Raw genomic sequence first — 14,685 nt, 5'->3', positions numbered from 1 at the left:
GGTTCTGCTGAGCAGGGCTTGGCTAAAGGGTTTTGTATCGCTCTGCGGCCTCTTCCTGTCGGATGTCCGAGAGCAGGCCCTGACGGGAGGCATCAAGGATATCCCAGCGCTCAGCTTTATGTAATGGCGGAATCGTCACGTGCTCGCGGCGGTCAAAACCCGCCAGAGCGGCGTCAACCAGTTCGCCCACTTCCATCATTTTTGAGGCGTTACTGATGTCGATACCGGCACGATCCCAGATTTCGGTGTACGTACCTGCAGGGAGCACCGCCTGGATATAAATGCCTTTTGAAGAGAGCTCAACGTTCATTCCCTGAGAGAGGAAAAGAACAAAGGCTTTTGTTGCGCCGTAAACCGTCATTGCAAATTCCGGGGCGAGTCCGACTACGGAACTGATATTGACGATCGAACCTTCTCCGGCTTCTGCGAACCGGCGTGCTGCAGCAGTGGCCAGTCTCGTCAGGGCAGTGACGTTAAGCGCGATAAGGCGTTCAATGGAATCAGGCGTCTGCTCGGTAAACGTGCCGGATTGAGCGATACCTGCGTTATTGATAAGAGTGCCTATCCGCGTGTCTTCCCGGAGGCGTGCTTCAACAGCAGCTAAATCACTCGCCAGCATGAGGTCGGCAGGCAGCACATCGACGGAAATATGATTTTCCTGACGCAGCCGTTCAGCAAGCGCCTCTAATTTCAATTTGTCGCGAGCAACCAGAACCAGGTCATGTCCACGACGTGCAAAGCGCTCAGCGTAAACAGCACCAATACCCGTTGATGCGCCTGTAATGAGGACTGAAGTACGAGTCATAGTTTTATCTTCTTAATTTGTTTGATAAAAATCGCCGTTAGCGATATAGGGTTAACCGTGATACCTGAAGAGTGATTAACTGTTACCGCTAAGCGATGGATAGTCGGTGTAGCCCTCCGCACCTCCGCCATACAGTGTTTCAGGATTAAGCGGGGCCAGAGGCGCTCCCGACTTAAGTCTTTCGACAAAATCGGGGTTAGAAATGAAGGGGCGACCGAATGCGAACAAATCGGCTTTGTCCTGTGCAAGATGGTCAGACGCCAGCGCCAGGTCATAGCCATTGTTACCGATGTAGGTGTTTTTAAAGCGGCGACGCAGCGAAGCGTAATCGAACGGTGAGACATCACGGGGACCTCCCGTCGCGCCTTCAACAACATGCAGATAAACGATACCTGAAGCATCAAGTTGCTCTGCCAGGTAGTCATATTGTGGCTGCGGATCGCTGCATGAAATCGCATTAGCAGGTGAGACCGGTGAGATGCGAACGCCCGTCCGCGCTGCGCCGATCTCATCTTTCACGGCCTCCACGACCTCTAATAGCACACGCGCACGATTCTCAACTGAACCGCCATATTCATCGGTGCGCTGATTAGCACCATCTTTCAGGAACTGCTCAAGCAGATAGCCATTCGCACCGTGTATCTCTACACCATCAAAACCTGCGGTAATCGCATTGGCTGATGCCTTTCTGAAATCGGCAACAATGCCTTTTATTTCCTTCAGCTCAAGCGCTCTGGGTTCTGAAACATCAACAAAATGGTTGTTCACGAAGGTTTTGGTTTCAGCACGGATAGCTGACGGCGCGCCTGGTGCGGCACCTTCTGGCTGTAAATCGACATGTGAAATTCGACCTGTGTGCCACAACTGCACAAATATCCGTCCGCCTTTGTCATGTACCGCGTCTGTGACTTTACGCCAGCCCTCAATCTGGGCCTGCGTGTAGATCCCCGGCGTATCCTGATAGCCCTGCGCCTCTGCTGAAATCTGCGTAGCTTCGGTAATCAGTAACCCTGCTGTGGCACGCTGAGCGTAGTAAGTCGCTGCCAGTTCACCTGGCACCAGGCCTGCGCCTGCCCGGTTACGTGTCAGCGGGGCCATCACGATGCGATTCGCAAGCGTGACAGATCCCAGTTCATAGGGCTGAAATAAGGATTGATTTGTCATGGTTATTCCTTTGCGGATTAGCGGGTCAGTAAACTGATTTAATGATGATGATCGTAATCATTAAAGTCAACTGGTTTGATTATGATCATCATCAATGTATACTTAAGCTCAGTTTCAGGAGGAAAAGATGAAAGTGTCAAAAGAGCAGGTTCGCGAAAACAGGAACCGAATCGTTGAAACGGCGTCAGAACTTTTTCGTGAGCGGGGTTACGATGGGGTAGGCGTCGCTGAACTGATGTCAGCCGCAGGGTTAACGCATGGCGGGTTCTATAAGCACTTTGGGTCGAAAGCCGATTTGTTAGCCGAAGCGATGAACTGCGGCTTCGCGCAATCGGCGGAAAAAACTCAGGGTGTGAGTCGGGAAAAGTTCGTTGAATATTACCTTTCCCGCCAGCATCGCGATGATATGGCAAAGGGGTGTGTCATGTCGGCCCTGGGCACCGATGCAGCGCGCCAGTCTGAATCCATCCGCGAGACCTTTGCGGCCGGAATTGAACGACAGCTTGCCCTTTTAGAAACGGAACAGGTCACGCGTGCGGATCTGATCAATACGCTCGCGCATCTTGTGGGTGCCCTGATGCTTTCGCGTGCCTGCCCGGATAATTCCAGGCTTGCTGATGAAATTCTGGAGGTCTGCCGTACGCGTCTGATCAGCCCGGATGCCTGTAAAGATTGAATCGATGCTCTTCCCGTTCAACCTTACTGAAGCCGTTGCGGCATGGACTGAACGCACCAGCCCGCTGGCGTTTTATTATGAACGGCGGGAAAGCGTAATCCGGACTTCCCGTTCCGGATACCATTCCCATCAACGAGCTATCGATCAGTCGGCCATCCACCTGGGACAGTGACGCATCACTCAGCCGTTGTCGCGGAATCCGGGATAAAGGCTCATTCCACCATCGATAAAAAGCGTGGTGCCATGAACGTAATCAGAGAGATCACTGGCAAGCCAGACGACGGCATTCGCCACATCTTCAGCCGCACCGATACGTCCATAAGGAATGAGCTTTAACAGCGCTTTGCCAGCTTCACCCTGGGTGCTTTCCTCGTTGATGGCGGTAGCGATAGCGCCGGGTGCCACTGCATTGACACGAATACGTTCTTCACCCACTTCCTGAGCCAGCGTTTTCATCAGCAAGTCAACGCCGCCTTTTGATGCGGCATAGTTGACGTGTCCGGCCCAGGGAATGAGCTGGTGAACCGAGCTCATATGAATAATCTTACCGACAGCTTTGCTGATGTCCTTGCGATGCTCCTGACGCTTGAACTGCCGCAGCGCAGCACGCGCGCAGAGGAACTGGCCAGTCAGGTTCACGTCCAGAACGGTATTCCAGTCCTCTAGCGTCATCTCAATGGACGGGGCATCTTTCTGCAGTCCTGAGTTCGCCACCAGGATATCCAGCCTGCCAAATTCCCTGATCGTCTGGTCAAAAAGATTCTCTACATCCGCCTCTTTAGAAACGTCTCCTTTTACAGCAATTGCACGGCCTCCATCGGCGCGGATTTTCTCAGCCAGCTCCTCGGCCGGTTCCGCCTGGCTATGGTAGTTAATCACTACACAGGCACCTTCTTTAGCGAGTGCTTCTGCGCAGGCATAGCCGAGACCCGAGCTGGCACCGGTAACCAGCGCAACCTGATTTTTGAGAGAAAAGATCATGAGGCATCCTTATTTCTGTAAATGATGAGCGTCTTAAATCCGGCCGGCATCATCAGGGGAGTGAATATCGATGTATCGCTGACACTACGATGTCCAGCCACCCCCAAACTGATTAATCGGCTAGCCGGATCGGGCGCATGGGCCTGAGTCACTGAATTATAGATGTGAAGTACAGGGTTAGCCGCTAATGCGGTCCTGGTGGATAGTCAGGAAACGTTGAAGCAGGAACATAAGCAGTAAAAAATGGGATATCTGAAAGGCAAAAAAGCAGCTATCAGAAGATAGCTGCTTTTGACGCTCAGGCTTTTCTGGCTGGAATCACTTTTACTATTTATTGCTTATTGCCTGATAAACAGGCCAGAGCTTGATCATTTTCTATCAAGACCACGAGACCGGCCCCCTTTTCCTGAGGCAGAGGAGGTGGTAATGAAAGCTAAAGAGTCTTTACCACCATTCCAGCCGCGGCCAGCATCATGATGGTACCGGCTGAACGGAAAAGGAGTCGTTGCGCTTTAGCGCTGGTCAGGAGATGGCGTATTCTGAGGGCTGCAAAAATAAAAACGGCTCCCACACTCAAAAGGACTAATACGGTAAGCGGAACCAGCAGTCCTCCCCACATCTGAAAAGATACATTATCGAGAGAGATAACCAGAGGCAGTATAGCCAGATAGAAAGCGATGGTTTTAGGGTTGCCAAGCGTTATGGTCAGTCCTGAAAACCAGGCTGATGCCAGTTCTCGTTTTGTTGCTTTTTGATCGATATTTATTGCCTGAGGCTGGTGGCACCAGAACTGCCATGCCAGCAGGCATAGAAAGAGTGAGGTAGCCCAGTTAATCAGCGTAAAGAGAGAGGTAAAGGTATGAGCGATCACCGCCAGACCAAATACCGCCACAGATAAATAAATCAAATCTCCGAGAATGAGACCGGCCAGCATCGTAAAGCCTGTTATTGCGCCCCCACTCACGCTGCGAGCGACTAATGCAGTCATCCCCGGACCCGGAATTGCAGCAGCTAAACCGAGTGCAGCAATATAAGATAGTATTTCAGTAGTTCCTGACATAGTTATTCCTGTTGAAATGCACTTCGGTAAAAGGGAACAGAGTTAGTTGTTCAAAAATGCCTGGTTCTGAGCGATGGTTGTCATATAAAAAGCTTAATTAAGGCTGAAAGATGTGCATCCTTTTTATCAGTTGGTTTAACGTTGAAAGTGCAGGTTCGATTATTCCAAAGCGGATATTGCTGCATTAATTTAACTACGCAGATGACAAGTTTAATTTTCATGTGCGCGCAGTGCTTTATCCGATCCTCTCTTCAAGAGATGATCAGCTCCCGGCATTCTTTAAATTAAATTGGACCATATGCATTAAATCAGGATTCAGTTTTCCCTTATATTGTTTGTAATAACAGGCTGGAAAAGTAAAGATATTATGCAGCAGGAAAGCGGAAAATTGTTACCTATATTATTTACTTAATGCCTGTTTTTAGGTAAAAGTAACCCTAAACCGCCTCCATAAAGAAAGGAATTTCCCCTTATGACGCTCAGTTCGACAGATATGAAAATTCTCGAAATTTTACAGGACGATGCCCGGGTAACTAACCAGGTGCTGGCGGAGAAGATAAACATTTCAGCATCTCCCTGCTGGCGCAAAGTTCGTAAGCTCGAGGAAGATAAAGTGATTCAGGGCTATCGTGCTGTTCTTGACCGCAAGAAAATTGGGCTGGGAGTAATGGTTTTCATTCGGGTCGTCATTGACAGCCATAGCGAAGCGGAGGCCAGAAAATTTGAAGAGGAAGTGACTGCCCTGGAGGATGTGGTTGCCTGTTATAGCATAGGTGGGGATGCTGACTTTCTGCTACAGGTTGTGGCTTCAGATCTGGACTCCTATGCTGATTTTGCAATGTCAGTGGTACGCAGATTGCCAGGAATTAAAGAAATGCAGAGTATGTTTGTGCTTAAAGAGATCAAACCACTCGTTAGTTATCCTATTAAGAAAATCTCTGAGTAGTCTATCGCTGCCGTGATGCCCAGTGACTGATTATCAATTCCGCATAGAGCGGATTTAATGATCAGGCACGCTACCTGCGTTATTCATCGCACAAAACTGTTATCCGGCATGATCTTACACAAGTTAATAGTGGCATAGCGTTAGCGAGCGTGCTGACTCTCCTCATTTTTCTGCTTTAACAACACGAGTATTTGTGATGACTTGATTGTTGATAACGACCAATAGTGCCTTTCAAAACGGAGCAGCCAGCGGCTTAAACTTTAATTCATAGCTTATCTTCAGACTGTGTCAGCTTAAAAGAGACGCTTATTTACATGAAATTATGCCATCAATCTTCCCCCAGCCATAAAGTCCATGCTTTACCGTGACGATAACCGTTGTAACGGGATTTGCCGGTGTAGTTTAAGCTTTAATGTCAGGGCGGGGTTTTCACGATGCCGCGCCCTGACATTCTTTCTCGCGACTGGATGATTTCAGTCGCCGAGCCTATTTAAGGCGTCTCATCAGAAAATCGGGCGCTAATCGCATCACGTTCGTAGCCCTGCGGTTGTGTCAGAATATGGTATAAATCAGGACGGCGACCATGGATCCAGCGACGTCCGGTACTCATTGCAAGCAGACTCAAATCAAGGTCAGCGCTCACCATAAAATCTTCCGCTGCCCAGGTTTCATTAATGATTCTTCCATAAGGATCCAGGATCATTGCATTACCTGTGCGCACCTCATCATCATCTGCACCTACGCCGTTACTGAAGAGAATAAATAATCCGTTGTCATGCGCACGAGCGGGCAGCCATCTCATCAGCCATTCCCGACCATTTGCCCCTTTGAATGCAGCAGTAATTTCTTCCCTTCGCGTTTCCCGCTCCGCCCAGAGCGTCAGCGGAATGGGTTTCATCGCATAAGGACTGCGGGAATCGGTACCGCCTGTCTGATGTGGCGCGAGAAGAATATCTGCACCCAGCAATGCCGTTGCACGCACATTTTCTACCAGATTATTGTCCCAGCAAATGAGGATACCTACTTTTACTCCCCAGGGCGTTTCAAAAACGGTAAAGCGGTCACCGCTGCTGATTGACGGATGTTCAAAAGCGTGGAGTTTGCGATGAGTGTGCATTGAGCCGTCCGGCATACAGGCAACATACGCATTATAGAGGCGGCCATCATCGGCTCTTTCGATAAGCCCGGCGCCAATCAGCATTTGATGTTTCATCGCCAGGGAACGAATCAATGTAAGGGAAGGACTCCCCTCGATCGGCTCGGCGAGAGCAGTTACCTTAGCCGAGGTGAGTTTGGGTACATGCCAGTAGCCGGTAATACACATTTCCGGGAATGTGAGGATTTTCACCTGCTCAATCGCTGCCTGTTCAATAAATTTCTCCATTATCAGCAGATTATAATTTTTGTTATTTGCCTGATGCTGAAATTGCACTGTGGCAGCTTTTAAGGATGTATGTTTGCTCATGGTACTTCTCCGGTAGTAATCGAAACTGAATTACATAACCATTGCTGATAACTGTATAATCAAAACATTTCCGGTTTCGATAACCTTTTGGAATGTAAAAATGAACATCCGCTTGCTTAAGGCCTTTTTGATGCTGGCTGAAAAAAGAAATTATGCTGACGCGGCACGGGCGTTGTTTATTTCGCAACCTGCATTGACCAAGCAGATTAATCTCCTTGAGTCCCTGGTGGAAACGTCACTGTTTACGCGGGGGCGTCATGGAGCCACACTCACGAGCGGTGGCAGATGTCTGCTGCCAGAGGCTGAAAAAGTGGTCAGGCAAACCCGATTATTTATGCATCATGCAGAGCGGGTTTCAAAAGGGATTGAAGGGCATTTAGCCGTGGGGTTCGGTCTCTCAAGTTTTTACCTTGCACCACGCTGTATGGCAGAATTTCGTCGGGAGTGTCCGGGGATAGAGATGTCATTGACAGATCTTCCTTCCTTCCAGCAGTACGAACTTTTGCAAAATGATGAGCTCCAGATCGGTTTTGTCAGAGTTCCGCCTCCTGTAGCGCTGGATTACCTGCCATTGTTTACCGATCGATTGGTTTTGATTGCGCCTGCAAGTTCACCGTCATTGCCTGCTGATGACTGGCTGAAGAAACGCCCTCTGTTGCGACTTCATGCCGGGCGAGGACGGGGTTTAAATGCGCAAATTGACCGCTTTCTTCATGACAACGCGCTTTTCATATCATCTACTCAATTGAGTGATGATATACAAACTATTGTCGCGCTGGTCATCGCGGGCACGGGTGTTGCCCTTGTGCCATACAGTGTTATGCATATTGCACCGCCGGAGCTGGTTATTATTCCGTTAACCGGTGAGTCAATAAGCTGGAAAGTTGGCATTGCCTGGAACGCGAACCACGAGGATATAATCCGTGATAATTTTATTGCCAGTATTAAAAAGGGTATCGCGCTTCATGACGTCTGACCCTCCAGAAACAGGCACTCCTTTTACCATATTGGATAGGGCAGGATTACTGACATAATTCTTAGCACCCTCTTCAGAACAGGGGGATGACACCAAGGAACCCTGGCAACGAATAATTTCCTGTTGCGGATAGGGCTTATCAATACAAACCGTCATTCAAAACGTTCTGCACAGCAGGAATAGCATCCCCGTTTCGCATTATGTATCTGGATATAACTAATCTGAGGATCGGCAAAAAAATGGCCGATGAGATTTTCAGCAAATTTCCCCTCAGCTATATCCGCCTCTTTTAAAAAATGCTTTCCGTCATAGGCCCTTAATGACAGCGTTCTGCTTAGCAGGACTTCAGGTAATTCATTGATGTAAATGCCTTGCCGGGTGCATCCCTCCCATATATAGATTGCATGAGTACCAAAATAGGGCGTGTCGGCAGGCTGATAGATGTGATTAATCAGGAGGGCGCTTTCTCCAACGGGGATATCGCACAATGAGATTCTGTCGGGATAACCCGGATAGCACTCTACCGTTTGTCGTACTGCATGGTGTTTTTTCAGATATTCATCGCTCTGTCCAAAAAGATGAGCAAATTGCCCGGCGTTCAGGCCGGAAATTTTATATTTCATAGTATCCCTCTCTTTTCATCGTAACACCGCGAATAATGACGTTATCGAATACTGTGAGGAGAAACTCGCCGTTATCGGTCAGGGAAATATCAGTGATGTTGTTAAACGAAATTCAGGAGTCGATGCCGATTGTAGAGAAACAGAGCTGATAAAAATGCGTGCACCTGAGTAGCCCGGCAAACTTAATTTTAGCGGTTTCTGTTTTTGCTCACGGTTTATACCGCTACAGGCAGGGTAGCGGATTGTTAACCGGACATTGACTCGGCCGCTTAAGGCGTGTGCAGCCATGAACTTCAGAATCACCATTATCAGATGATTTCGTCCATCCACTCCGCAAACGCGCGCACGGCGGGAGAGAGAAAACGCTGATGCGGATAGAGCATTGTCACCGGCACTGAGGACGGCTGCCAGTCGGCCAGAACCTCGATCAGCCTGCCTTGCTGAAGATGCTCAGCGATCACATTCTCAGCAAGCTGTGCCAGTCCGAAGCCATCAAGACACATTTTGATATAGAGGCCCGTTTCGTTAACGGCTGCATCTCCATTTACCGGGACGGAGATGCTTTCAGTGCCACGCGTGAAACGCAGTTCATTCGTCCGTCTTCCCGTGCTGGAAAAGTAATGGATCGCCCGATGCTGTGCCAACGCTTCAGGCGTCTCAGGGACACCGTACTCGCTGAGATAGTCTTTAGAGGCGCAGGTCACCCAACGAAACCGGCCAAGCGGACGGGAAACCAGCGTGGAGTCCGTTAATTCCCCGGTTCTGATGACGCAATCTACGCCATCGTGAACAAGATTAACCTGTCGGTCACTGACCCCAATCATCAGGTAAATATCCGGATAGCGCCGGTGAAAATCTTTCAGTTTCGGCATAACGATAAAATGGGCGATCCCGCCAGGCATATCCACCCGCAGCCTTCCCTGGGGGCGCCTGACAGATTCGGTCAGGCTGGATTCGGTGTGTTCAATCAACGACAGGATCTCCCGGCACTGCGCCAGATACTGCAAGCCTTCAGGAGTGAGGCTGACGCGCCTTGTCGTCCGGTTAAGCAGACGCACCTGCAGATATTTCTCCAGTGTTTTAATCGTGCTGGTGACGGTGGAAGCGGGCAGTGACAATGTTTCTGCCGCGCGCACAAAGCTTCCGGCTTCAGCGACCCGCGTAAAAATCTGCATAGCCTGGATTCGGTCCATTCTCTGGCTCCCCGCCGGAGGTGCATTTTATTATTCGAGAATTATGAATGATGAAAACATTTTAAGCATCTTTTTCGGGGTAATGGCGTGGCGTATCGTTTCCCTATTCATCAGGAAAGAGGCAGGTTTAATGACCGACTACATCAGAAATATTGTTAACAAACAGAATGTCACTTCACAGGTAACGTTAATTCGTGGCGCGACGATACTGAGCATTGATGAGCACGTCGGTAACATTGAACGCGGTGATATTCTTATCAACGGTTCAACAATTACCGCCGTAGGCCCGAAACTGGATGCGCCGGATGCGCATGTCATGGATGCGACCAATATGATTGCCATGCCGGGAATGGTCGATTCTCATCGTCACGCATGGGAAGGACAACTGCGCCGAATTAACCCAAATGCTACCTGTCTGGACGACTACAGCGATGCCACGCACTTCTCGTTCGCTAAATATTATCGTCCTGCCGATATCTACGTCGGTAACCTGCTGACGGCGCTGGGTGCTATTGACGCTGGCATCACCACGATGATTGATAATTCGCACAACAGCCGTACCGCAGCGCATTCCGATGCCGCCGTCGAGGCCCTGCTTGATTCCGGTATTCGCGCAATCCATGCCTCCGGCGCACCGGTAGCAGGCGAATGGGATAAAGCGCACTGGCCGGGTAACTGGCAGCGCCTGCAGGAGAAGTATTTCACCAAAAGCCCTGAAAGCCTGGTTACTCTTGCGGTCATGGCCCAGCTGGAGCCAGAGTTGTGGACCGAGGCCCGCAGGCTGGGACTGTCGATTGTCACTGAGTTCTTTGGTGCGGAGATGGGGGCTGAACTTAAATCACTGCATCAGCAGGGGCTGCTGGGTCCGGACAATATTTTTAATCACTGCACAGCGCTGCCTGACGAAGGGTGGAAAATTCTGCGCGAAGCCGGTGTCCGGGTAAACGTCTGCCCGCGCTCTGATTCGCACTATGGTATCGAAAGCGGGATGTTCGCTATGGAGGCCGCGCAGCGCCATGGCATCAACCCGGGCCTGAGCGTTGACAACGAAACCTCATACAGCACCGACATGTTTATGGAGATGCGTGTGGCTTTTTACCTGCAGCGGGTGATGGGCATGCACCAGCAGCAGTGCTGCAATTCTGAACATGCGCTGAAAACGCTTCCGGCGGCACAACTCCTTAAAGCCGCGACTCTTGATGGCGCGGGCTGTGCAGGTCTGCAGGATAAAGTGGGCAGTCTGACGCCAGGCAAACAGGCTGATCTGATTCTGATTAACACCCGCGACCTCAACCTCTACCCGTCCGGCAATGCCTTTGGCACGGTGGTTCATGCCGCAGAGCGTAGCAACATCGACACCGTCATGATCGGCGGACGCATCGTCAAACAGAACGGTAAGGTACTGGGCGTAGACAGAGCGCGACTGCGTACTGCCATTGATAATTCGCGTGAGCACCTGTTTACCGCCTCTGGCTACCAGCCTGACATTTTTGCTGACACCTTCCTGGCGCTGTAGCAGGCAGACTGCTGCCCAGTCTGACCTTGCCAGTGATAGCGGGTCCGGCAGTATTTATGGTGGGGAATACTGATTTTACGCAACCGTGCAGCGTTCCGCGTCGACCGGCAACATCAGCGAAAATCTCCGCCTGAAACTGGCCAGCCTGTTTTACGTACGCTGGCGCACTACGGATAATGTCGCGATTGATTAAGATAGTCTCTGCGTGAGACTCTTACGCTTTGTTTTATCAGGTACAACGCATACCCCCCTTAGTGCGAGGCTTTTTACACCCGGATTTTACATCAGGTGTTAAAAGACTCGCTGCCTCATGAAAATTTCCCCGCTTAAATACCTCAACATGAATTCCCTTCATGTTCGTTGAAATTTAATCACTTTTTTTCAACCGGGTGTTGAGGCATAAAGTAAGAATTGTTAATAACTTTGAGTCATATGAATAGTTGTAAAGGGATAGCCACGCTGGATAACCCTTAAATGCAACAACGCATATCAGCGACCAGGATACCCGATAGCGATGAACAACTTAGCCTTTACCCTCAAGCGCATTCGTTTCGACGAAAACTATAATCCTTCGAAAAATACGCGGGCGACGACTAACTTCGCTAATTTAGCGCGCGGCGAAAAACGTCAGGAAAACCTGCACAACGCCCTGGTGATGATCGACAATCGTTTCAACTCTCTGGCGCACTGGGACAATCCAAAGGGCGACCGCTACTCAGTTGAACTTGAGATTATTTCTGCTGAGCTGAATCTTCGTCCCGGAAGCAGCGACGAATCGTTCCCGGCGATTGAGATTTTAAAAACGCATATCGTGGATCATAAAACCGGTGAGCGCACCGAGGGGATTGTCGGCAATAACTTCTCTTCCTATGTGCGTGATTATGATTTCAGCGTTGTTCTGTCAGAACATAACAAAGGTCAGACTGAATTCAGCCTGCCGGATGATTTTGGTCAGCTGCATGGCAACATTTTCAAAAGTTTCGTGAACTCAGCGGTCTATAAAGAGAACTTCAGTAAATCGCCGGTTATCTGCCTGAGTGTATCGAGCAAAAACACCTACGTGCGCACCGGTAATCAGCATCCGGTATTGGGCATTGAATATCAGCAGGATGAACCTTCCCTGACTGATTTCTATTTCGGAAAAATGGGTCTGAAAGTGCGTTTCTTCATGCCGCAGGGCAGTGTTGCGCCGCTGGCTTTCTATTTCCACGGTGACCTGCTCAGCGATTACACCAATCTTGAGCTGATCAGCACCATCAGCACCATGGAAACCTTCCAGAAGATCTATCGCCCTGAAATTTACAACGCGAATTCTGCGGCGGGACAGTGCTATCAGCCCACGCTGCAGCATCAGGATTATTCGTTAACCCGGATTGTTTACGATCGCGAAGAACGCAGCCGCCTGGCCGTCGAACAGGGTAAGTTTACTGAGACGCATTTTATTAAGCCGAATCAGACACTTCTTGCGCAATGGTCTGCTGAATTCGTTCTTTGATTAATTAAATATAGAAGGTCACCTGCTATGAAAACCTTATTACCGACATCTACTGCTGGCAGCTTGCCTAAACCCTCCTGGATTGCGCAGCCAGAGGTGCTCTGGTCACCCTGGAAACTGCAGGATGAAGAGTTAGTCGACGGCAAAAGAGATGCGTTGCGTCTGTGTCTGGACGATCAGGTTCGGGCCGGTATTGATATCGTCAGTGATGGCGAGCAGACCCGTCAGCACTTCGTGACGACGTTTATTGAACACCTCAGCGGTGTGGATTTTGAAAAGCGTGAAGTGGTTCGAATCCGTAATCGCTATGATGCGAGCGTCCCGACCGTGGTGGGTGAAGTCTCACGTCAGAAGCCCGTGTTTGTTGAAGATGCGAAAATCCTGCGTAAGCTGACCGATCGTCCTATTAAGTGGGCGTTGCCGGGTCCGATGACGATGATCGATACCCTTTATGACAATCACTATAAAAGCCGAGAAAAGCTGGCCTGGGAATTCGCAAAGATTCTGAATCAGGAAGCCAAAGAATTAGAAGCCGCTGGCGTGGATATTATTCAGTTTGATGAGCCTGCGTTTAACGTCTTTTTCGATGAGGTGAACGACTGGGGCATCGCCGCGTTAGAGCGCGCCATCGAAGGTCTGAAGTGTGAAACCGCGGTTCATATCTGCTACGGCTACGGCATTAAAGCGAATACAGACTGGAAGAAAACTCTGGGTACAGAGTGGCGTCAGTACGAAGAGGTCTTCCCTAAATTACAGCGTTCAGCTATCGATATTGTCTCACTGGAGTGTCAGAACTCGCGGGTTCCGATGGATCTGATCGAGCTGATTCGCGGTAAAAAAGTCATGGTCGGTGCCATCGACGTGGCAACCCATACCATTGAGACACCTGAAGAAGTGGCGAATACGCTCCGCAAAGCGCTGCAGTTTGTGGATGCTGAAAATCTCTATCCTTCAACCAACTGCGGCATGATTCCACTGCCGCGTCAGGTTGCTAATGGCAAACTGCATGCGTTAAGTGCTGGCGCTGAGATTGTCCGCAGAGAGATTCTGGGGAAATAATCTTTCCCTGAGCAGATTCAGTCCGGCTGGCGATTTGATTCCTGAAAGGCGATCAATAGCTGGACTGAGTGACAATCATCCCTCTGCCAATGGCCGATTTACTCAGGGATTTATGCCCTCTGCCTGCTCAGGCAGGCCGGAGTACGATAACGGCATATCGACAGCCCTGAGTCGTTTTATTTCTGAACACGCAGTCAGCCGGATCGCCCAGTTCCAGACAGTCGCCAGCAGCCATCTCATAGGTGCTGGAACCTGCTTCAAAAGTAAGAGTTCCTTCAATTACCCATATCAGCTGGCGTCTTGAAACATAGGAGATTGCCGGCATCGGCACAGCGGTATTTGCCGGCAGTTCGACACTGACCAGATCGACCGGCATCTCGCCCGGTGAAACGTGGCGACGCAGATAGCCGGTTTCCGGATCCTGCCACACCGGCTGATTTTCATGCCTGACCAGCGTCCCGGTTTGCACTTCGGTCTGAGCAAGCAGCTGAGAGATGGTCATATCAAACGAGCCTGAGAGACGCGCTAACAGAACCGCCGTCGGGCTGCTCTCCCCACGCTCAATCTTATGGATCATCGCCCGTGAAACGCCTGAGTTATCAGCCAGCTCGGTAAGTGACCAGCCGCGTTTTTCCCTTTCCTCTTTTACCTTCTGACCGATGCGGAAGTTCAGGCTGTCTTCTTTGCTGGACTTTTTATCTAACATAATGGATAACTATCATAGTG

General features: G+C 50.0%; 14 protein-coding genes. 6 read left to right on the top strand and 8 right to left on the bottom strand.

Annotation, left to right across the window (positions count from 1 at the left end; all coding sequences use genetic code 11):
• Positions 1-22 precede the first annotated feature (22 nt).
• Together ACVKSX_RS10020 and ACVKSX_RS10015 are read right to left on the bottom strand one after the other, a co-directional pair.
• The gene (locus tag ACVKSX_RS10020) at positions 23-805 is read right to left on the bottom strand and encodes an SDR family NAD(P)-dependent oxidoreductase (RefSeq protein ID WP_307382011.1); all 783 of its coding nucleotides are present in this window, start codon (positions 803-805) and stop codon (positions 23-25) included.
• A gap of 75 nt (positions 806-880) precedes the next feature.
• Positions 881-1,969: an alkene reductase gene (locus ACVKSX_RS10015; protein WP_307382015.1), complete on the bottom strand. Its 1,089-nt coding sequence runs from the start codon at positions 1,967-1,969 to the stop codon at positions 881-883.
• Between the two features lie 127 nt (positions 1,970-2,096).
• Between ACVKSX_RS10015 and ACVKSX_RS10010 the strand changes: the two genes are divergently transcribed.
• Positions 2,097-2,645 carry a TetR/AcrR family transcriptional regulator gene (locus ACVKSX_RS10010; protein WP_111534341.1) on the top strand — a complete coding sequence of 183 codons (549 nt, stop codon included), beginning with the start codon at positions 2,097-2,099 and terminating at the stop codon, positions 2,643-2,645.
• A gap of 180 nt (positions 2,646-2,825) precedes the next feature.
• Here ACVKSX_RS10010 and ACVKSX_RS10005 read toward each other — a convergent pair whose 3' ends face one another.
• Entirely contained in the window at positions 2,826-3,626 is an 801-nt protein-coding gene (locus tag ACVKSX_RS10005) for an SDR family oxidoreductase (protein ID WP_031594322.1), read from the bottom strand.
• Positions 3,627-4,059: 433 nt separating this feature from the next.
• Complete coding sequence (locus tag ACVKSX_RS10000; RefSeq protein WP_354438729.1) at positions 4,060-4,686, bottom strand: LysE family translocator; 627 nt, start codon at positions 4,684-4,686, stop codon at positions 4,060-4,062.
• A gap of 472 nt (positions 4,687-5,158) precedes the next feature.
• Here ACVKSX_RS10000 and ACVKSX_RS09995 point away from each other — a divergent pair, with 472 nt between their 5' ends.
• A complete protein-coding gene (locus ACVKSX_RS09995; RefSeq protein WP_010259098.1) occupies positions 5,159-5,632 on the top strand; it encodes an Lrp/AsnC family transcriptional regulator in 474 nt (157 codons plus the stop codon).
• Positions 5,633-6,122: 490 nt separating this feature from the next.
• On the opposite strand, the gene ACVKSX_RS09990 is transcribed toward ACVKSX_RS09995, so the two are convergent.
• The gene (locus ACVKSX_RS09990; protein WP_163763495.1) at positions 6,123-7,097 is read right to left on the bottom strand and encodes a nitrilase family protein; all 975 of its coding nucleotides are present in this window, start codon (positions 7,095-7,097) and stop codon (positions 6,123-6,125) included.
• 100 nt (positions 7,098-7,197) lie between these two features.
• On the opposite strand from ACVKSX_RS09990, the gene ACVKSX_RS09985 reads away from it, so the two are divergent.
• Positions 7,198-8,073, top strand: a complete 876-nt coding sequence (locus tag ACVKSX_RS09985) for a LysR family transcriptional regulator (protein WP_064690706.1) — start codon at positions 7,198-7,200, stop codon at positions 8,071-8,073.
• 152 nt (positions 8,074-8,225) lie between these two features.
• Here ACVKSX_RS09985 and ACVKSX_RS09980 read toward each other — a convergent pair whose 3' ends face one another.
• Both ACVKSX_RS09980 and ACVKSX_RS09975 read right to left on the bottom strand, forming a co-directional pair.
• Positions 8,226-8,696, bottom strand: a complete 471-nt coding sequence (locus ACVKSX_RS09980; RefSeq protein WP_010670689.1) for a DUF1203 domain-containing protein — start codon at positions 8,694-8,696, stop codon at positions 8,226-8,228.
• A 308-nt stretch (positions 8,697-9,004) separates the two neighbouring features.
• Positions 9,005-9,889: a LysR family transcriptional regulator gene (locus tag ACVKSX_RS09975; RefSeq protein ID WP_045140178.1), complete on the bottom strand. Its 885-nt coding sequence runs from the start codon at positions 9,887-9,889 to the stop codon at positions 9,005-9,007.
• Positions 9,890-10,019: 130 nt separating this feature from the next.
• Here ACVKSX_RS09975 and ACVKSX_RS09970 point away from each other — a divergent pair, with 130 nt between their 5' ends.
• The 3 genes from ACVKSX_RS09970 to ACVKSX_RS09960 all read left to right on the top strand — a co-directional run bounded on the left by ACVKSX_RS09970 (position 10,020) and on the right by ACVKSX_RS09960 (position 13,959).
• Positions 10,020-11,405: an amidohydrolase family protein gene (locus tag ACVKSX_RS09970; protein WP_022624681.1), complete on the top strand. Its 1,386-nt coding sequence runs from the start codon at positions 10,020-10,022 to the stop codon at positions 11,403-11,405.
• A 514-nt stretch (positions 11,406-11,919) separates the two neighbouring features.
• On the top strand, positions 11,920-12,900 hold the full coding sequence (locus ACVKSX_RS09965) for a DUF1852 domain-containing protein (RefSeq protein ID WP_033786847.1): 981 nt from the start codon (positions 11,920-11,922) through the stop codon (positions 12,898-12,900).
• A 27-nt stretch (positions 12,901-12,927) separates the two neighbouring features.
• Complete coding sequence (locus ACVKSX_RS09960) at positions 12,928-13,959, top strand: methionine synthase (RefSeq protein ID WP_010670701.1); 1,032 nt, start codon at positions 12,928-12,930, stop codon at positions 13,957-13,959.
• A gap of 127 nt (positions 13,960-14,086) precedes the next feature.
• On the opposite strand, the gene ACVKSX_RS09955 is transcribed toward ACVKSX_RS09960, so the two are convergent.
• Positions 14,087-14,665 carry a helix-turn-helix domain-containing protein gene (locus ACVKSX_RS09955; protein WP_010247513.1) on the bottom strand — a complete coding sequence of 193 codons (579 nt, stop codon included), beginning with the start codon at positions 14,663-14,665 and terminating at the stop codon, positions 14,087-14,089.
• Between the last annotated feature and the right edge of the window lie 20 nt (positions 14,666-14,685).

The organism is Pantoea sp. PvP021, from assembly GCF_054056055.1.
This window is presented reverse-complemented; position numbering and strand designations above follow the sequence as displayed.